The following is a 19043-nucleotide window of genomic DNA, read 5'->3' on the forward strand; positions in this document are numbered from 1 at the left end:
TTATTAGATCACTTGAAAAAGAATTCCACAAAAGTAGTTGCATTTCTTTTAATTGCAATATTTATTTCAGCATGTAATGCTGTAAAACGAGTTCCTGATGGCAAATTTTTACTAACCAAAAACCAAATACTAGTAAATAACAAACCCATTAAGGATGAAGCGGCATTCGATCAAATGTATCAAACTCCAAATGGTACAATTGCGGGTTTTAGGTTGCGATTGGCGCTATATAACGCAGCCAATTTAAATCCTGATTCGACTTATCAAGCTAAATTCTTGAATAAACCTGGTAAATACGAAAGAAAGGCAAAATGGCTGTCTGCAAAACAAGTAGATCGACTTGGGGAATCATTTTATTATAAAGGGATCCATGAATTTCTAAAAAAAGTTGGAGAGCCTCCAGTGATCATTGATACGATTAAAACCCAAAAAACAGTCAATAGATTAAACAATTATTACTTTAATAATGGCTATTTTAAAGCCAAAACTACTTTCTCAATTGATACTTTAAAGAATAAAAAAGCGAAAGTTAGGTATCAAATTGCATTGTCAGATCCATTCATTCTTGATACCATAACAAAGTCTATAACTTCTCCAGCATTGGATTCGTTGTATAATGTGTCTAAAGAAAGTAGTTTTATACAATCTGGTAAACATTATAAAACAAGCGATTTTGAGGAGGAAAAGAACAGAATTACTACTTATTTTAGAAATAATGGCGCTTATTATTTTCAACCGAACAACGTCACTTTTGACATAGATACTATTGGCAAAAAAAACAAAGCCAACGTAAATATGGTCATAAAAAATTATTCTTATCAAAAAGAGGATTCCACATATACGGTACCTTTTAAGCTTTTCAAAATAAGTGATGTAAAAATATATACCGACTTTTCAGCAAAGAATCCACCAGAAACAGTAACCGATAGTGCAGAATACAAAGGTTTTCAACTCTTTAGTCATGGAAAGCTGAAATACAAACCATCTGCAATCACTGATGCGGTTTTCTTGACAAAAGGAACCTACTTTGGAGACTATAAAACAGTACTCACGAATCGGTCTTTAAATAATCTAAAAATATTTGGTTATCCCAGTATACAGTATGAACTAGATAAAAAAGATAGTACTGCACAATCTTTAATTGCTAAAATTTATTTGTCTCCTAGGAAAAAGTTCAGTTTTGGTACAACTCTAGATTTCACCCATTCCAATATTCAAGATTTTGGAATAGGTGGAAGCATCACTCAAACAATTAGAAATGTATTTAATAGAGCTGAGACTTTGGAAATTGGTTTTCGAGGAAATATTGGCTCGTCTAAGGATTTTGCGAATCCTGATGATGCATTTTTTAATGTTACAGAATATGGAATTAATTTAAAGCTAAATTTTCCTAGGATACTCCTTCCGTTTAATACGGATAAAATTATTCCTAAAAGAATGATACCATATACTCAAATATCTTCAGGATTTAATAAACAAAGGAATATCGGTTTAGATAAAGAAAATTTTACAGGCTTAATTACCTATAACTGGAACCCAATACGAAATAACTCCGTTAGGGTTGATTTATTGAACGTACAATTTGTTCGAAACCTGAATCCGGACAATTATTTTAATGTTTACGGTTCCTCCTACAATGCCTTAAATAAAATTGCAAAGGACTTTAATAATAACCCTAGCTATGTTGATGGTCAAAACAATCTTAGAATTAATTTTGGAACAACGGGTTTTACTAATGATGTTTTAACATTGCAAACATCCATACTTCCTACAGATAAAGAGTTTAAAGAGGTACTTAGTATAGAAGAAAGAAGGCAAAGGCTAACAGAAAATGATTTCATTTTAGGAACGAGTTATACTTTTAGTCAATCCACCAAAAAAGATTTGCAGGATAATGAATTTTATCAATTTAAAACTAAAATAGAATCAGCAGGAACTTTATTGAGTTTGATAGCCAAGGCTAGTAATTTAGAGAAAAACGCATCAAATCAATATGAGATTTTTAATTTGCCTTATTCGGAATATTTGAAGTTCGAATTTGATTATATAAAGCATTGGGATTTAGCAAAAGAAAATATTATTGCTTTTAGAAGCTTTTTTGGAATAGCTCTCCCGTTTGGTAATGCAAATTATATTCCGTTTTCCAGAAGTTATTTTTCAGGGGGGACCAATGATAATAGAGCGTGGCAACCTTATAGTTTAGGTCCTGGTAGTACTGGTTCCATACTGGATTTTAATGAAGCGAATATGAAAATTGCATTAAGTGCTGAGTATCGTTTCAAGATAGTTGGAAGTGTAAAAGGAGCTTTGTTTGCCGACGCTGGAAATATATGGGATGTGTCGGATGCAATAGTAGTAGAAAGTGCAAGATTTAATGGGCTTAAAGACTTAAATGAAATGGCTCTTGGGACTGGATTTGGATTGCGATACGACCTTAGTTTCTTTGTTGTTCGTTTTGACTTAGGCTTTAAGACGTATAACCCTGCTTACGCAATAGGAAGTCGTTGGTTTAAAGATTTAAATTTCACAAAATCGGTCTTAAATTTTGGAATTAATTACCCGTTCTAAAGTTAGAAATGATTAATTTTGCATTCAACATATAAAAAAGTAAATAACTTAAAAAAATAAGTAAAATGGCACACAACATAAAACCAGGAGTTGCTACTGGAGACCAAGTACAAGAGATATTTAGATATGCAAAAGAGAAAGGCTTCGCGCTTCCGGCAGTAAACGTAACTGGATCAAACACCATCAATGGAGTTTTAGAAACGGCAGCAAAATTAAACGCGCCTGTTATTATTCAATTCTCTAATGGTGGAGCACAATTCAACGCTGGAAAAGGACTTTCTAATGCAGGTGAAAAAGCAGCAATCGCTGGTGGAATCGCTGGTGCAAAACATATTCATACTTTAGCAGAAGCATACGGAGCAACTGTAATTTTACATACTGACCACTGTGCAAAAAAATTATTACCTTGGATTGATGGTTTGTTAGATGCTTCTGAGGCACACTTTGCTGCAACAGGAAAACCATTGTTTTCTTCACACATGATTGACTTATCAGAAGAACCAATCGAAGAAAATATCGAAATCTGTAAAGGTTATTTAGCTCGTATGAGCAAAATGGGAATGACGCTTGAAATTGAGTTAGGTATTACAGGTGGAGAAGAAGATGGTGTAGATAACTCTGACGTTGACAGCTCAAAATTATACACTCAACCTTCTGAAGTATCTTATGCATACGAAGAATTATCAAAAGTAAGCCCACGTTTTACAATTGCAGCTTCTTTTGGAAACGTTCACGGTGTTTACAAACCAGGAAACGTGAAATTGACTCCAAAAATCTTGAAAAATTCTCAAGACTATGTTCAAGAAAAATTCAACACAGGACATAACCCAGTTGATTTTGTATTCCACGGAGGTTCTGGATCTACTTTAGAAGAAATTAGAGAAGCTATCGGATACGGAGTAATAAAAATGAACATCGATACTGATTTGCAATTTGCTTTCACAGAAGGAATTCGTGACTATATGGTTAACAATTTAGAGTATTTGAAAACTCAAATTGGTAACCCAGAAGGTGCTGATGCTCCAAACAAAAAATACTATGACCCAAGAAAATGGTTAAGAGAAAGCGAAGTGACTTTTAATGCTAGATTAGAACAAGCATTTGCTGACTTAAACAATGTTAATACACTTTAAAAAGTGATTCACTTTCAATAGTAAGTGTTCAGTTATCAAAACTGATAATTGAACACTTTATTGATTATTAAACAGAACACTTGATTACAGAACACTGAATACTATATAAATGGCTTGGTTTAAAAGAAAAGAAAAAGGAATTACTACTGCTACCGAAGACAAAATGGATATTCCAAAAGGACTTTGGTACAAATCACCTACAGGAAAAATTATTGATGCCGATGAATTAGCTCGTAACTTATTTGTGAGCCCAGAAGATGATTTTCATGTTCGAATTGGTAGTGCTACCTATTTTGAAATTTTATTTGACAACAACGAATTCGTTGAGTTAGATAAAAACATGACCTCAAAAGACACTTTGCATTTTGTTGACTCCAAAAAATATTCAGATCGTTTAAAAGATGTGATGGATAAAACACAACTCAAAGACGCTGTTAGAACCGGAGTAGGAAAATCTAAAGGCAAAGAATTAGTAATTTGCTGTATGGATTTTGCTTTTATTGGAGGATCTATGGGGGCTGTTGTAGGAGAAAAAATTGCTAGAGGAATTGATCATGCGATTAAAAACAAATTGCCATTCGTAATGATTTCGAAATCAGGAGGAGCTCGTATGATGGAAGCAGCATATTCATTGATGCAATTGGCTAAAACATCCGTAAAATTAGCGCAATTAGCAGAAGCTGGATTGCCTTATATTTCTTTGTGTACAGATCCAACAACTGGAGGAACAACTGCTTCTTATGCTATGTTAGGAGACATTAATATCTCTGAGCCAGGAGCACTAATTGGATTTGCTGGACCGCGTGTGGTTAGAGATACAACTGGGAAAGATTTGCCTGAAGGTTTTCAAACGGCTGAGTTTCTTTTAGAACATGGTTTCTTAGATTTCATTACGCCAAGAAAAGAATTAAAAGACAAAATCAATTTGTATATAGATTTAATTCAGAATAACGAAATTCGTTAGGAATTTTTAAACAAACAAAAAGCCGTTTCATTTGATGAAACGGCTTTTTGTTTTTATAGTAAATTGATCTTACAATCCAAAAGCATTTTTTACTTGATCTACAAAATCTAATTTTTCCCAAGTAAACAATTCTACTTCCACAGTTTTAGTTAGACCACCTGGAGCAGAGAAAGTTTTAGTTACGGTTTCAGGAGTACGTCCCATGTGTCCGTAAGCCGCTGTTTCGCTATAAATAGGGTTTCTTAATTTCAATCGTTGTTCAATGAAGTAAGGACGCATATCGAAAATTTCTTCTACTTTTTTAGCGATTTCACCGTTAGTCAAATTCACTTTTGAAGTTCCGTAAGTTTCGATGAAAATACCCATTGGTTTAGCTACACCAATTGCATAAGAAACTTGTACTAAAATTTCGTCAGCTACACCAGCAGCTACTAAGTTTTTAGCAATATGACGAGTAGCATAAGCAGCACTACGGTCTACTTTACTTGGGTCTTTTCCTGAGAAAGCACCACCACCGTGAGCACCTTTTCCACCGTAAGTGTCTACAATGATTTTTCTTCCAGTTAAACCAGTATCTCCGTGAGGTCCTCCAATAACGAATTTTCCTGTTGGGTTGATGTGGTATTGGATTTTATCATTGAACAAATGAGCGTGCTCTGGATTTTTAGCGATAATTCTAGGAATCAAAATGTCAACAATGTCTTTTTTGATTTTAGCTAACATAGCAGCTTCTTCATCAAAATCGTCATGTTGTGTAGAGATGACAATCGCATCGATACGAGTTGGTTTGTTATCATCGCTGTATTCTAAAGTTACTTGAGACTTAGCATCAGGACGCAAATACGTGATTTCGTTGTTTTCACGTCTTAAAATCGCTAATTCTTGTAGTAATTTGTGCGATAAATCTAGTGCCAATGGCATGTAGTTTTCGGTTTCGTTAGTAGCGTAACCAAACATCATTCCTTGGTCACCTGCTCCTTGCTCTTCCTTACTCGCTCTATCTACTCCTTGATTAATATCAGCTGATTGTTCGTGAATAGCCGAAAGAATACCACAAGAATTGGCTTCAAACATGTATTCGCTTTTAGTGTATCCAATTTTACGAATAACTTCACGAGCAATTTGTTGTACATCTAAGTACGTATTTGATTTTACTTCACCAGCCAAAATTACTTGACCTGTAGTTACTAAAGTTTCACATGCTACTTTGGAGTCTGCATCAAAAGCTAAAAAGTTATCAATTAATGCGTCTGAAATTTGATCAGCAACTTTGTCTGGATGTCCTTCACTTACAGACTCTGACGTAAATAAATAAGCCATAATAAAAAATGTATTTTAAAATTAAGCGAGGAAAATGTAATTGCTGTAAAAAACTAAAGGGAAGTGTTCCTGCTTTAGCATTTTTTATATCGAAGTTTGTTTTCGATATTCATAATGAAATATTTCATTATGAAGAGGTTGCAATCAGTTCAAATTTTTCCTCTGTATTCGGGCGCAAAGGTATGAAACCATTTTTAATTTCAAATTAATCTTAACTTTTTTTTGGATTTATGTTAGATTAACCCTCTTATCTCCACGATTTTGTTATTTTTAGCCTAAACATTTCTTAAAAACTTACTAATTGTTTGGTTTTTAGAATTTAAGTTTGCACATTTGTGAAAACAAAACAATAAAAAATGAAGTTAGTCTCTTGTAAGATGATGAAAGCCATTCAGGATAATTCCTGTGGGTCGCCTATTGCACGTATTTAAACTTATTCAAAATATAGCAAAAGCCTCCCGCCAAAAACGGGAGGCTTTTTATTTATACAAAAAAAACAATACTAAAAATTTGAATCAAATGAAACAAATCAGTCAACAACAGTCCAAGTCTCTAAATGTCAAGTCTATTAAGAATGCCAAGGCAATGGTTATGGGTATGTGTATGATTGAGATGTGCTGATTCTGAAAGTAAGTTTATAAATAACTTTTTTAAACCCTTTTGGAACTATTTCTAAAAGGGTTTTTTGTTACCAAAACGATTAAAAATACAATTAAAAAAAAATAAAAAATGAGTACTACTAAATTCGCCACCAAGGCACTACATACAGGACACGATACTACTAAAACGGCTGGAACACGTGCGGTTCCTATTTTTCAAACCAGTTCTTATGTTTTTAATAATTCTGAACACGCTTCTAATTTATTCAGTTTATCAGAAGCGGGGTTTATTTACACTCGATTGAATAACCCAACAAATGATATTTTAGAACAACGTTTAGCAGCGCTGGAAGGAGGTATTGGAGCTGTAGTTACTGCATCGGGTACAGCTGCAATAGCTACAACTTTATTGGTACTTTTAAAAGCTGGGGACCATATTGTAGCTTCCAACAGTTTGTATGGAGGGACATATAATCTTTTGAGTGTGACTTTGCCAAGACTTGGAATTACTACGACTTTCGTTGACCCATCGGAAGCGGTGAATTTTACTAAAGCCGCTACAGAAAATACGAAAGTCTTTTTTGCCGAATCGTTAGGGAATCCAAAATTAGATGTTTTGGACTTAAAAGCTATTTCATCTGAGGCTCAATCGCTTAAAATTCCTTTCATCGTGGATAACACTGTTCCTTCTCCTTATTTGCTCAATCCGATTGAATTTGGCGCGAATATTGTAATTCACTCTTTAACGAAATACATTTCTGGAAATGGAACTTCGTTGGGTGGAGTCATCATAGATGCTGGAACTTTTGACTGGAGCAGCGGAAAATTTCCTGAGTTTACAGAACCTTCTGCTGGGTATCACGGTTTAGTGTATCACGGAGCGTTAGGGAATGCTGCTTTTATTGCCAAAGTTCGTATCGAAGGATTACGAGATTACGGAGCAGCACTGAGTCCGTTCAATGCTTTTCAAATCATTCAAGGCTTAGAAACCTTGCCAATCCGAGTCCAGAAGCACAGCGAAAACGCCTTGGCCTTGGCCCAATGGTTAGAGCAACAAGATACCGTTGCTTGGGTGAATTATCCAGGATTGTCCTCGAGTAAATATTACGATTTGGTAACTCGTTATTTACCTAAGGGTCAGAGTGGTATCGTAACTTTCGGACTCAAAGGAGGATTCGAAGCAGCGAAAAAAGTAGCCGATGAAACGAAGCTTTTTTCACTCTTGGCCAACATTGGAGATACGAAGTCGTTAATCATTCATCCAGCGAGTACCACACATCAACAATTGTCCGATGAAGACCAAGTTACAACAGGAGTTACCAAAGATTTGATTCGACTTTCGGTCGGATTAGAAGATATAGAAGATTTAAAAGCCGATTTAAAAGCTGTGTTTGATAGCTTTTCAGATTAAAAAAAAAGATAAACATATAAAAAACAACCATCATGATAACAAATATAACCTTCCGTAAAATAGTTTCTTTCTTTAGTAGAAAAAACATCAAAAATAAAATAGAAAAAGTAGACCAAACCGTACACGAGTTGATTCATCCACGTTTTATTATGGATAAATCTTCAGAAGCTACGAATGAAACGACAAAGAAATCAATGTTGTTTCATATGTATTCTAACGAAAACGATACGCTTTTCATTTAAAGAATATACTATTCAATAAGCTAACAATAACCAAGTTTACAATTGATTTGTAACTTGGTTGTTGTTTTAAAAATTTGCGTGTTAAAAAAATAAATAGTTACTTTGCAGCTTTAAGTTCACAAACGTATTGAAATGTTATAAAGAAAGGCGGAGGGATTAGACCCAATGAAGCCTTAGCAACCCTTCGGAAATCGAAGAAGGTGCTACATTCTATTCGCCTAGCGAAAAAGATAACGCAACAAAATACCTCTAGTCTCCACTAGTTTTTCTTTCTAATATTTCCAAATACAAATCAACAACAACAAAGATTTGAGATTGGAAAATAAACCCAACATACTTACCCTTACAAATTTTACCACCGAAAGTGGTGCTTTTTATGCTACGCTAAACTTAAGTTATCAATTTTTTGGACCTGCTTTGCACACGGCTCCTATTGTGGTTGTAAATCACGCGTTGACAGGAAACTCACAAGTGATTGGCGCAACAGGCTGGTGGAACGATTTAATTGGTTCTGCAAAAACTATTGACACTCAAAAATATACCGTTCTCGCCTTTAATGTGCCAGGCAATGGTTTTGATGGAAGTGTTCTCGAATCTTATTTGGATTTTACTACTCGCGATGTGGCACAGCTTTTTAATTTAGGTTTGCAACAACTCGAGATTAATAGTGTTTATGCCATTATTGGAGGCTCTGTTGGTGGAGGAATTGCTTGGGAAATGGCCGCTTTGTCGCCACAACTCGCTCAGCATTTAATTCCAATTGCAACGGACTGGAAGGCGACCGATTGGTTGATGGCCAATTGCTATTTGCAAGAACAAATTCTGAATAACTCCTCTCGTCCTATTGAAGACGCAAGAATACACGCGATGTTGTGTTACCGTACTCCCGAATCGTTTGAAGCCAAATTCAACCGAACGATTAATAACGAATTGGGTGTTTTTAATATCGAAAGTTGGTTGGCGCATCACGGAGAGAAATTGCAACAGCGATTTCAATTGGCTTCTTATAAATTGATGAATCAGTTGTTGAAAACCATTGATATCACTCGAGGAAGAGGTTCTTTTGAAAGTGTGGTAGCGCCTATAACGGCAAACATTCATATCATTGGAATCAATACCGATTTGTTTTTTACTCCAACGGAAAACCGAAAAACAAATCTAGAATTACAACAATTACAGCTTCAAACATCGTATCAAGAAATTGATTCTATTCACGGACACGATGCTTTTTTGATAGAATTTGAACAGTTGCATCGTTTGCTTGCTACGGTTTTTGAATAGTTGAAAAAATGAGATTCCACTAAAAATTCTTTTGGAATCTTGCGTGAGGGATAGCAGCTGGCTACCAAAGTAGCGCGTATAGCCCGACCCTGTTAAAGAAAGGGGCTTTGTAAACGGTGCTATAAATAAGCCCCTTTTTTTAACAGGGTCACGCCCAAATTAAAATGAGGGGAAATATAAAAATGAAGTAAATAAAAGGAGTTGAATGACTCGTAAAATAGAATAAAATGAAGATATTAAAATTCGGTGGAAAATCATTAGCGAATGGCGATGGATTGAATAAAGTTTTGGCGATACTTTCAGACAAAGTGTTGAAGGGAGAAGAATTTGCTGTGGTTGTTTCGGCAAGAGGAAATGCAACGGATGAGTTGGAAGATTTGTTAGCGATTGCGTCTAAGAATGAGAACTACAAACCTTTGTTCGAGAAATTTAAAGCTTATCAACAAGCGGATTACCCAACGGTGGATTTGTCGGAGGAATTTACCGTGCTCGAAAAATTGTTCGAAGGGGTAAGTTTGATTGGCGATTATAGCGAAAAAATCAAAGACCAAGTCTTGTCGCAAGGCGAATTGCTATCGGCAAAATTGATTACGGCTATTTTGAAGCAAAAAGGAGTCAACGCCAATTTTGCTGACGCTAGAGCATTGATAAAAACCGATGGAAAATTTGGTGATGCGCAACCTATTGAGCAAATTTCTAAGAAAAATGTGGTGCAGTTTTTTAAACAACACAGCGATAAAGTCAACATAATTACTGGTTTTATTGGTTCAAATAACAAAAACGAGGCGACTACTTTGGGAAGAAACGGAAGTAACTACACGGCATCGCTTTTTGCCAATTATTTGAATGCATCCGAATTGCAGAATTTTACGCATGTGGATGGAATTTATACCGCCAATCCAGAATTAGTAGAAGATGCTAAAAAAATTGACTTTTTGTCGTTTAACGAAGCCAATGAGTTAGCCAATTTTGGCGCTACTATTTTGCACGCCAAAACCATTATTCCACTTTTGGAAAAAAATATTCCGCTACGAATTTTAAATACGTTCAATCACGAAAACAAAGGGACTTTGATTACTTCGAATGCTGGAAAGGAAGGAATTAAAACGCTATCGGTTTTGGAGAATGTGGCTTTGGTCAATTTAGAAGGTCGAGGTTTGCTTGGAAAAACGGGTGTTGATGCGCGTATTTTTAGAGTGATGGGTGATAATGATATTAGTGTAAGTATTATTTCGCAAGGGTCTTCTGAACGTGGTATTGGCTTGGTAGTGGCTGCGGACAAAGCGAGTAAAGCGATGATAGAATTGGAAAAAGAATTCGAAAATGACTTTTATTCCAAAGACGTAAATAAAATTTCGGTTACTGATGAAGTTTCTGTAATCTCGATTATCGGGCAGGATTTGAGTACGTTTCACAAACCCTACACGGCTTTAATCAAAAACAAGATTGTTCCGATTTTGTTCAATAACACTGTGACTGGGAAAAACGTGAGTTTGGTGGTGCATAAATCTGAATTGAATCGTGCGTTGAACGTAATCCACGGGGAGATTTTTGGGGTTTCGAAGAAAATTAATATTGCAATTTTCGGACACGGATTGGTAGGCGGAACCTTGATTAACCAAATTTTGGAATCGGCAGATGCGATTGAAAAACGCAAGGATATTCGATTGAATGTGTTTGCGATAGCCAATTCTAAAAATGTCTTGTTGAATAAAAATGGAGTATCACCGAATTGGAGAAACGAGATTCAAACACACGGACATTCGTACACTATTGATGAGGTAATCGCTTATGCCAATGAACATCATTTAGAGAACTTAATTGCCATCGATAATACGGCTAGTGCAACTTTTGTTGAAAATTATATTCCATTAATTGAAAGCAGTTTTGACTTGATTTCTTCTAATAAAGTGGCCAATACGTTGAGCTATAGTTTTTATAAGAAATTGAGAAAGGTTTTGGATGATAATCAAAAAAGTTATTTGTACGAAACCAATGTTGGAGCAGGTTTGCCTTTGATTGACACCATTAAATTGTTGCATTTGTCAGGTGAAAACATCACCAAAATCAAAGGGGTATTTTCAGGTACGTTAAGTTATTTGTTCAATAATTTCTCAGCCAAAGACGTTCCGTTTAGCGAAATTTTGAAAGAAGCCATCGATAACGGTTACACCGAACCCGACCCAAGAGAAGATTTATGTGGTAACGATGTAGGTAGAAAATTATTGATTTTGGCGAGAGAATTGGATTTGCAAAACGAGTTTGATGAGATTGCTATTCAGAATTTAATTCCAGAACATTTGCGTGAAGGCGATGTATCGACATTCTTAAATAAACTAAAAGAGTTCGACCCTATTTATGCCAAAATAAAAGCGGAACAGCAACCTAACCACGTGTTACGCTATATTGGAGAATTGTCTGGCGATTTGCAAAACGACAAAGGAAATCTAGAAGTGAAATTAGTTTCCGTACCTTCGGATACCGCTTTAGGAGGTTTGAAAGGCTCGGATTCGTTCTTCGAAATTTACACCGAATCCTACGGCGACCGACCTATTGTAATTCAAGGAGCAGGAGCAGGTTCGGCAGTAACGGCTAGAGGTGTTTTTGGAGATGTTTTGAGGTTGTCGGATAAGGGATAAAATCAGTCATCAGTAGTAAGTTTTTAGTAATCAGTTTTTTTAATAAAAGCCGTTGAATCCGCGTTTAAAATCCGCGACATCAGCGTTCAAAAAAAGCATTAATGAAAATAACATTAAACAGAGTAAACGAAAATTTCCATTTCGAGTTAAAAAATGACAGAGGTCATCTAGTAAATGTAGATGCGCGTCCTGAATTTGGTGGAAATGATATGGGACCAAGTCCAATGGAATTAGTGTTGATGGGAGTTGCAGGTTGCAGCGGCATCGATATGATTTCAATTTTGAAAAAACAACGTCAAGAAATCACCTCTTTCAAAGCTGAGGTAGAAGGAGAACGCGTGCAAGTGGGCGAAGCCAAACCCTTCAAAGACATTCACGTAGTGTTTTATTTGGAAGGTGACATTATCCCCGAAAAAGCGGCTCGTGCAGCACAACTTTCTTTTGAGAAATATTGTTCTGTTTCCAAAACATTAGAACCAACCGCAACCATTCATTACAAAGTGGTTTTGAATGGAAGCCCCCTAGCCCCCGAAGGGGGAAACTAGCAGCTTGCGGTTTTTTTATGAATAAATTTATTAATTAAATAAGAAACAAATCCACCCCGATTTGTAATTCCCCCTTTGGGGGTTAGGGGGCTTATTATGAACGAACAAGATTTTGGTTTTGAAACCCAAGCCATTCGCGGTCAGATAGAACGAACACAATATTTAGAACATTCGGTGCCTTTATACTTAACGTCAAGTTTTGTATTTGAGGATGCCGAAGATATGAGAGCTTCATTTGCAGAAGAAAAAGAACGTAATGTGTACAGTCGCTACAGCAACCCCAACACCATTGAGTTTATTGATAAGATTTGCAAAATGGAAGGCGCTGAGGCTGGATTTGCTTTTGCATCAGGAATGGCTGCCATCTATTCTACGTTTGCAGCTTTACTGAAGTCGGGCGACCATATTGTTTCGTCGAGTAGTGTTTTTGGTGCTTCGCATTCTTTGTTTATGAATTATTTTCCAAAGTGGAATATTCAAACGACCTATTTTGATATTAACCAACCGGAAACTATAGAAAGCTTTATTCAGCCTAACACTAAGATTCTTTATGCCGAATCTCCAACGAATCCAGCCATCGATATCATTGATTTGGAATTATTGGGTGCCATTGCCAAAAAACATAATTTGATTTTGATTATCGATAACTGTTTTGCTACGCCATACATTCAACAACCTATCAAATGGGGAGCGGATTTGGTGATTCATTCTGCTACTAAATTAATCGATGGACAAGGCAGAGTGTTGGGAGGAATTACCGTTGGAAGGTCGGATTTGATTAAAGATATTTATCTTTTTTCTCGTTTGACAGGACCTTCTTTGTCGCCATTCAACGCTTGGGTATTGTCTAAAAGTCTAGAAACTTTGGCGGTTCGTGTCGATAGACATTGTGAAAACGCTTTGAAAGTAGCGGAGTTTTTGGAAAATCATCCGCAAGTCAATAAAGTGAAATATCCTTTCTTGAAATCGCATCCGCAATACGAAATTGCCAAAAAACAAATGAAATTGGGAGGTAATATCGTGGCCTTCGAAATCAAAGGCGGACTAGAAGCAGGAAGAGCCTTTTTGGATAAAATAAAATTATGTTCGTTATCACCTAATTTGGGAGATACTAGAACTATTGTAACCCATCCAGCTTCTACTACGCATAGTAAATTATCGGTAGATGAGCGTTTGGCGGTTAGCATCACCGATGGTTTGGTACGTGTTTCCGTAGGATTAGAAACTGTTGAAGATGTGATTGCCGATTTGAATCAGGCGTTGTCATAAAAGTTTTAATTATTGATTCACATACAATAACCCACGGTTGAAACTGTGGGTTTTGTGTTTATATTATTAAAAAGTATATTTTTGTTATGTAATAAGGTAAAGATTGCTGTGCGTAAAATCAGCAATCGGTAATCGTCAACCCCAATTAATTATGCTTTCAAAAAAAACGAAATACGGAATTAAAGCCCTTACTTTCTTAGCTCGTCGAGAAGATAACACGCCCGTTCAAATTGCCGAAATTGCTAAAGCAGAGCATATTTCTTTGAAGTTTTTGGAAAGTATTTTATTGTTATTGCGGCATTCTGGTTTTTTGGGAGCCAAAAAAGGAAAAGGTGGCGGCTATTACTTAATCAAAGAGCCTAAAGACATTAATATGGCGAAGGTTTATCGTATCCTCGAAGGACCTATTGCCTTATTGCCTTGCGCTAGTCATAATTTTTATGAACCCTGCGACGACTGCAACGACGAAGCCACTTGTGCCGTCCGAAAACTGATGATGGAAGTCAGAGACAATACTTTGATGATTTTAGAGAACAACACCTTGGCAGACATTGCTTTTTAAAAATTAACCGCAAATTCACAAATTTTAACTAGGTTTTAAAATTTGCGAATTTGCGGTTCTTTGTTATACTTTCAGTTGCCGTTTTGGTTCTTGAAAGTTTATTTAGTGGTGAGAGAAAATTAAAAAATCAATTTATACCCAACAAAAAACAGCATCATTGCTATGGCATTTCTTAGCAATAAATCAGGAACTTTTCCACTGAGCATACTGCCTATATATATCCCTGGTAGAGACCCCATTAATAATTGCACTAATAGACCATAGTCCATATTACCCATCGATGCGTGACCAAAGCCAGCCACTAGCGTTAAAGGAACGGCGTGTGCAATTTCGGTACCTACTAATTTTGGGGTAGGTAAAAGTGGATACAAAAAAAACAGCGTTACAGTTCCCAGAGCACCAGCTCCAATAGATGTCAATGTCACTGTTGCACCTAGCATCACTCCAATAGCTACAGTTAGAAAATTTTGAGTCTTGCTTTCACTATGAAATTTATCTCCTGCGTGTTTTTGAGAAAATACCAATAATTTCTTTTTGAAAATTATCGCAATAGAGGTGAACAATAACGCCCAGCCTAGACTGTATTTGATGATGCTATTCAGTCCCGAAATATCAGCCTTAAAACTTTCTAAAATCCATAAGGTTACAGCAGCAGCAGGTACACTTCCTAGCGAAAGCCATCCCACAATGGTCCAATTGATATTGCTTTTTTTATTGTGAACAAATATCCCTCCCATTTTGGTAAAAGCCGCATACAATAAATCAGTACCCACAGCAGTTGTTGGAGGAATACCAAACCAAAGCAATATAGGAGTCATCAATGAACCCCCGCCAACACCTGTTAGTCCAACAACAAAACCTACCACTAAACCTGCAATAACAAAACCTATTTGAAAATCCATCTTAAATAATTTTTTGGCAAAAATAAAATAAATTTATAATAATCCTATCGATTAAGTAGAATTAAATTTTATTGGAGCACAAATTATTTTTTTTTCATCGCGTCTCCTCCCGTGATTCGCTATATCTTTTTTGTCTCGAAAAAAAACGAGACAAAAAAGGATGCCGCTACTCCCGGGGCTATTAAAGACGTCTGCTTTTTTAATTCACTTTTCCTTCTTTATGTTGCTTTATAAAAATGAGAGAAGACTTCATTCTTCATTGCTATTCATAAAAAGAATAGATGTTACACCTATGACTTTAACAATAAATCTTTTAATTTATTAATGGACTCCATTTTTTGATGTAAAAACAACGCTAATTTTTTAAAATAAATTTTGTGATTTAGAAAATAGTAGTACTTTTGCGAAGTAATCTACAAAACCGATAGGGTAATAGATTTTAAAATGAAATGACTATGAGCATTGCAGTAGCACAAGAATTAATAAAAAGAACCGAAAACCTTTCCATCGAGGAAACTTTAGCTTTTTTGGCTAATGAATTTCCAGAAAAAGTAGTTTTTTCGACTTCTTTCGGACAAGAAGACCAAGTAATTACGGCTTTAATCGCAACTAATGAATTGCCGATAAAAATATTTACCCTCGATACAGGAAGGTTGTTTCAAGAAACTTATGATGTTTTTCATAAGACCCTAAAGAAATACAAAGTTAATATTCAGACTTTGTATCCAGAAACGAGTCAAGTAGAGCAATTGTTAAATACAAAAGGACCCAATAGCTTTTACGAATCGGTAGAAAACAGAAAAGAATGCTGCTTCATTCGAAAAGTGGTGCCGTTGAAAAAAGGATTAGCGGGTAATAAAGTTTGGATTACAGGGTTGAGAGCAGAGCAATCTGAAAATAGAAATGATTTAGCCCTTTTCGAATACGATGCCCATTTTGATATCATCAAATTCAATCCTCTACTCAAATGGACTTTGGCTGAGGTACAAAAATATATTGCTGACAATAATGTGCCACAAAACAGCTTGCACAAGAAAGGGTTTATAAGCATAGGTTGTGCGCCTTGTACACGAGCCATAGTAGAAGGAGAGGACATCAGAGCTGGAAGATGGTCTTGGGAATCCAGTCACAAAGAATGTGGGTTGCACCAAAAATAGAAGGCAGATTTTAGAAAATAGAATAAAGAGAATAGAAAAAACAATAATAGTGGTAAGATTTTAGTCGAGGTTGCAACAACCTTACACTTTAAACTTTAAACTCTTAAACTAAAAATAATGAGTTCAGTATTAAAAACAAATGCTTTAGAAAGCGAAGCTATTTACATATTCAGAGAAGTGATTTCTCAATTTGACCGACCTGTTTTGCTTTTTTCAGGAGGAAAAGATTCGATTACATTAGTGCGTTTGGCACAAAAAGCCTTTTTTCCAGCCAAAATTCCTTTTCCGTTGTTGCACGTAGATACGGGACATAATTTTCCAGAAACCATTGAGTTTAGAGATAAATTGGTAGCAGAATTAGGTTTAGAATTAATCGTTCGTAATGTTCAGGATGCTATTGATGAAGGTAAAGTAATAGAAGAAACAGGAAAGTATTCAAGTAGAAATACATTGCAAACCACTACACTTTTGGATGCTATCGAAGAATTTAAATTCGATGCTTGTATCGGTGGAGCACGTAGAGACGAGGAAAAAGCAAGAGCCAAAGAGCGTATTTTCTCAGTACGTGATGATTTTGGTCAATGGGATGAAAAAAATCAACGTCCTGAATTGTTTGATTTGTTGAATGGAAAAATCGAAAATGGTCAAAACGTACGTGTTTTTCCAATTTCAAACTGGACCGAATTGGATGTTTGGAGTTATATCGAACAAGAACAAATCGAGATTCCGTCGATTTATTTTTCACACAAAAGAAAAGTTTTTTTGAGAGACGGTTTAATTTGGTCACATTCTCCTTATGTGTACCAAGAAGAAGACGAACAAATCGAAGAACGAATTGTTCGCTTCAGAACCGTTGGAGATATGAGTTGTACCGCTGCAGTAGAGTCGTATGCCGCCACTATTGCTGAAGTAGTTGGCGAGATTCGTTCTTCTACCATTTCTGAAAGAGGCGCCAGAATCGATGACAAACGCTCGGAAGCCGCTATGGAAAAAAGAAAACAACAAGGGTACTTTTAAGAGTTTATGGTTTTTCGTTTATAGTTTATGGAAATGTCCTTTTACTCTAAACAACAAACAATAAACAACAAACAATAAACAAAACAAGAATGGAAGTTTTAAAAATAGCAACAGCAGGAAGTGTAGACGACGGAAAAAGTACGTTAATCGGAAGATTATTATACGATACACAATCCTTGACTACCGATAAAATTGAAGCAATAGAAAAAAGTAGCAAGCAAAAAGGATACGATTACCTGGATTTTTCTTTGGCGACTGATGGTTTGGTGGCCGAGAGAGAGCAAGGAATTACAATAGATGTAGCACATATTTATTTTTCTACTGCCAAAAAAAGTTACATCATTGCCGATACGCCAGGTCACGTAGAATATACTCGTAATATGGTAACTGGTGCTTCGACTTCTCAAGTATCGATTATTTTGATTGATGCTCGAAAAGGAGTAATTGAGCAAACCTACCGTCACTTTTTCATCAATAATTTATTGCGTGTAAAAGACGTGATTGTGGCCATCAACAAAATGGATTTGGTGGAGTATTCCGAAGAAGTTTTCAATAAAATTAAAGCCGATTTTCAAGCCTTAAATGCTAAAAGCGCTTTCAAAGAACAAAACGTAAGTTATATTCCGCTAAGTGCTATCAATGGTGGGAATGTGGCTCAAAAATCAGAAAATATGCCTTGGTATTCTGGGCAAACCGTTTTGGAACATTTGGAGTCTTTGGAACCGAATGATATTTATGAAAATGGTATTACTCGTTTTCCTGTTCAAACCGTTATTCGTCCAAAAACGGAGGAGTACCACGACTTTAGAGGATATGCAGGAAAATTATATGGAAATTCAATTAAAGTAGGTGATGCAGTAACCGTTTTACCTTCTTTAACAGAATCTAAAGTAACCAACATTCACTTTTTCGATAAGCAATACGATGAAGCCATTGCTGGTTCCTCCATCACTATCGAATTGGAAAATGACATCAATGTGACTCGTGGTGATATGATTGTAAAATCAAGCGAGCTTCCTAGAATTGAAAAAGATATCACAACAACCGTTTGTTGGATGGATAGCAAAAAATTAGTGGCGGGAGCAAAATATTTTGTGCAACACAACACCAATAGAGTTTTGGCAAAAATTGACAGTGTGAAAAATGTAATCGCAACCGATTATTCTGGAGTAACACCAGCAACTCAATTGGCTATAAACGAAATTGGAGAAGTAAGCATCAAATTAAGCAAAGCCATTTATTTTGATGCTTATACAGATAACAAATCAAATGGAGCTTTCATTTTAATTGATGCTGCAACCAACACAACAGCAGGCGTTGGATTTATAAAATAGGCAAGCCCCCTAACCCCCAAAGGGGGAATTTTTAAAAGGCGAAAAAGAAAAATTGAAAAAATATTAACTTATAATAAATCTAGTAACAGTTTCTAACTCC

Annotated in this window: 15 protein-coding genes and 1 riboswitch; of the genes, 13 read left to right on the forward strand and 2 right to left on the reverse strand. The window is 35.8% G+C overall.

What is annotated here, in order from left to right:
* Positions 1-12: 12 nt before the first annotated feature.
* From ACSVH9_RS06400 to accD, 3 genes are all read left to right on the forward strand, one after another.
* Positions 13-2568 carry a BamA/TamA family outer membrane protein gene (locus tag ACSVH9_RS06400; protein WP_438062976.1) on the forward strand — a complete coding sequence of 852 codons (2556 nt, stop codon included), beginning with the start codon at positions 13-15 and terminating at the stop codon, positions 2566-2568.
* A gap of 65 nt (positions 2569-2633) precedes the next feature.
* Positions 2634-3701: a class II fructose-bisphosphate aldolase gene (fbaA, locus tag ACSVH9_RS06405; protein WP_159687768.1), complete on the forward strand. Its 1068-nt coding sequence runs from the start codon at positions 2634-2636 to the stop codon at positions 3699-3701.
* 109 nt (positions 3702-3810) lie between these two features.
* Complete coding sequence (accD, locus tag ACSVH9_RS06410) at positions 3811-4665, forward strand: acetyl-CoA carboxylase, carboxyltransferase subunit beta (RefSeq protein WP_159687765.1); 855 nt, start codon at positions 3811-3813, stop codon at positions 4663-4665.
* Between the two features lie 69 nt (positions 4666-4734).
* On the opposite strand, the gene metK is transcribed toward accD, so the two are convergent.
* Positions 4735-5985 (reverse strand): methionine adenosyltransferase, encoded by a 1251-nt coding sequence (gene metK, locus ACSVH9_RS06415; protein WP_298300156.1) that lies wholly within the window; start codon positions 5983-5985, stop codon positions 4735-4737.
* A 729-nt stretch (positions 5986-6714) separates the two neighbouring features.
* Here metK and ACSVH9_RS06420 point away from each other — a divergent pair.
* From ACSVH9_RS06420 to ACSVH9_RS06450, 7 genes are all read left to right on the forward strand, one after another.
* Positions 6715-7995: an O-acetylhomoserine aminocarboxypropyltransferase/cysteine synthase family protein gene (locus ACSVH9_RS06420; protein ID WP_438062977.1), complete on the forward strand. Its 1281-nt coding sequence runs from the start codon at positions 6715-6717 to the stop codon at positions 7993-7995.
* Between the two features lie 32 nt (positions 7996-8027).
* On the forward strand, positions 8028-8237 hold the full coding sequence (locus ACSVH9_RS06425) for a hypothetical protein (RefSeq protein ID WP_064715581.1): 210 nt from the start codon (positions 8028-8030) through the stop codon (positions 8235-8237).
* Between the two features lie 132 nt (positions 8238-8369).
* Positions 8370-8474, forward strand: a riboswitch (SAM riboswitch).
* A 78-nt stretch (positions 8475-8552) separates the two neighbouring features.
* Positions 8553-9518 (forward strand): alpha/beta fold hydrolase, encoded by a 966-nt coding sequence (locus ACSVH9_RS06430; protein WP_438062978.1) that lies wholly within the window; start codon positions 8553-8555, stop codon positions 9516-9518.
* Between the two features lie 227 nt (positions 9519-9745).
* Entirely contained in the window at positions 9746-12157 is a 2412-nt protein-coding gene (gene thrA / locus ACSVH9_RS06435) for a bifunctional aspartate kinase/homoserine dehydrogenase I (protein WP_438062979.1), read from the forward strand.
* Positions 12158-12258: 101 nt separating this feature from the next.
* The gene (locus tag ACSVH9_RS06440) at positions 12259-12702 is read left to right on the forward strand and encodes an OsmC family protein (protein ID WP_438062980.1); all 444 of its coding nucleotides are present in this window, start codon (positions 12259-12261) and stop codon (positions 12700-12702) included.
* Between the two features lie 96 nt (positions 12703-12798).
* On the forward strand, positions 12799-13971 hold the full coding sequence (locus ACSVH9_RS06445) for a trans-sulfuration enzyme family protein (RefSeq protein ID WP_438062981.1): 1173 nt from the start codon (positions 12799-12801) through the stop codon (positions 13969-13971).
* A 151-nt stretch (positions 13972-14122) separates the two neighbouring features.
* On the forward strand, positions 14123-14533 hold the full coding sequence (locus ACSVH9_RS06450) for an RrF2 family transcriptional regulator (protein ID WP_024980343.1): 411 nt from the start codon (positions 14123-14125) through the stop codon (positions 14531-14533).
* 119 nt (positions 14534-14652) lie between these two features.
* On the opposite strand, the gene ACSVH9_RS06455 is transcribed toward ACSVH9_RS06450, so the two are convergent.
* A complete protein-coding gene (locus tag ACSVH9_RS06455; RefSeq protein ID WP_438062982.1) occupies positions 14653-15435 on the reverse strand; it encodes a sulfite exporter TauE/SafE family protein in 783 nt (260 codons plus the stop codon).
* Between the two features lie 455 nt (positions 15436-15890).
* Here ACSVH9_RS06455 and ACSVH9_RS06460 point away from each other — a divergent pair, with 455 nt between their 5' ends.
* The 3 genes from ACSVH9_RS06460 (at position 15891) to ACSVH9_RS06470 (ending at position 18943) form a co-directional block, all read left to right on the forward strand.
* Positions 15891-16592, forward strand: coding sequence for a phosphoadenylyl-sulfate reductase (locus ACSVH9_RS06460; protein WP_438062983.1), 702 nt, complete (start codon positions 15891-15893; stop codon positions 16590-16592).
* Positions 16593-16709: 117 nt separating this feature from the next.
* Positions 16710-17609, forward strand: coding sequence for a sulfate adenylyltransferase subunit CysD (gene cysD / locus ACSVH9_RS06465; protein WP_078212681.1), 900 nt, complete (start codon positions 16710-16712; stop codon positions 17607-17609).
* Between the two features lie 89 nt (positions 17610-17698).
* Positions 17699-18943: a sulfate adenylyltransferase subunit 1 gene (locus ACSVH9_RS06470; protein ID WP_438062984.1), complete on the forward strand. Its 1245-nt coding sequence runs from the start codon at positions 17699-17701 to the stop codon at positions 18941-18943.
* Positions 18944-19043 lie beyond the last annotated feature (100 nt).

It is taken from the genome of Flavobacterium sp. RSSB_23 (assembly GCF_051547145.1).
Taxonomy (GTDB): Bacteria; Bacteroidota; Bacteroidia; order Flavobacteriales; family Flavobacteriaceae; genus Flavobacterium.

Excerpts from the sequence above, each read along its gene's own strand:
- ACSVH9_RS06445 (WP_438062981.1), top strand. The coding sequence starts at position 12,799 with ATGAACGAACAAGATTTTGGTTTTGAAACCCAAGCCATTCGCGGTCAG.
- ACSVH9_RS06420 (WP_438062977.1), top strand. The coding sequence starts at position 6,715 with ATGAGTACTACTAAATTCGCCACCAAGGCACTACATACAGGACACGAT.
- ACSVH9_RS06455 (WP_438062982.1), bottom strand. The coding sequence starts at position 15,435 with ATGGATTTTCAAATAGGTTTTGTTATTGCAGGTTTAGTGGTAGGTTTT.
- ACSVH9_RS06425 (WP_064715581.1), top strand. The coding sequence starts at position 8,028 with ATGATAACAAATATAACCTTCCGTAAAATAGTTTCTTTCTTTAGTAGA.
- thrA (WP_438062979.1), top strand. The coding sequence starts at position 9,746 with ATGAAGATATTAAAATTCGGTGGAAAATCATTAGCGAATGGCGATGGA.
- ACSVH9_RS06450 (WP_024980343.1), top strand. The coding sequence starts at position 14,123 with ATGCTTTCAAAAAAAACGAAATACGGAATTAAAGCCCTTACTTTCTTA.
- cysD (WP_078212681.1), top strand. The coding sequence starts at position 16,710 with ATGAGTTCAGTATTAAAAACAAATGCTTTAGAAAGCGAAGCTATTTAC.
- fbaA (WP_159687768.1), top strand. The coding sequence starts at position 2,634 with ATGGCACACAACATAAAACCAGGAGTTGCTACTGGAGACCAAGTACAA.
- accD (WP_159687765.1), top strand. The coding sequence starts at position 3,811 with ATGGCTTGGTTTAAAAGAAAAGAAAAAGGAATTACTACTGCTACCGAA.
- ACSVH9_RS06460 (WP_438062983.1), top strand. The coding sequence starts at position 15,891 with ATGAGCATTGCAGTAGCACAAGAATTAATAAAAAGAACCGAAAACCTT.
- ACSVH9_RS06470 (WP_438062984.1), top strand. The coding sequence starts at position 17,699 with ATGGAAGTTTTAAAAATAGCAACAGCAGGAAGTGTAGACGACGGAAAA.
- metK (WP_298300156.1), bottom strand. The coding sequence starts at position 5,985 with ATGGCTTATTTATTTACGTCAGAGTCTGTAAGTGAAGGACATCCAGAC.
- ACSVH9_RS06440 (WP_438062980.1), top strand. The coding sequence starts at position 12,259 with ATGAAAATAACATTAAACAGAGTAAACGAAAATTTCCATTTCGAGTTA.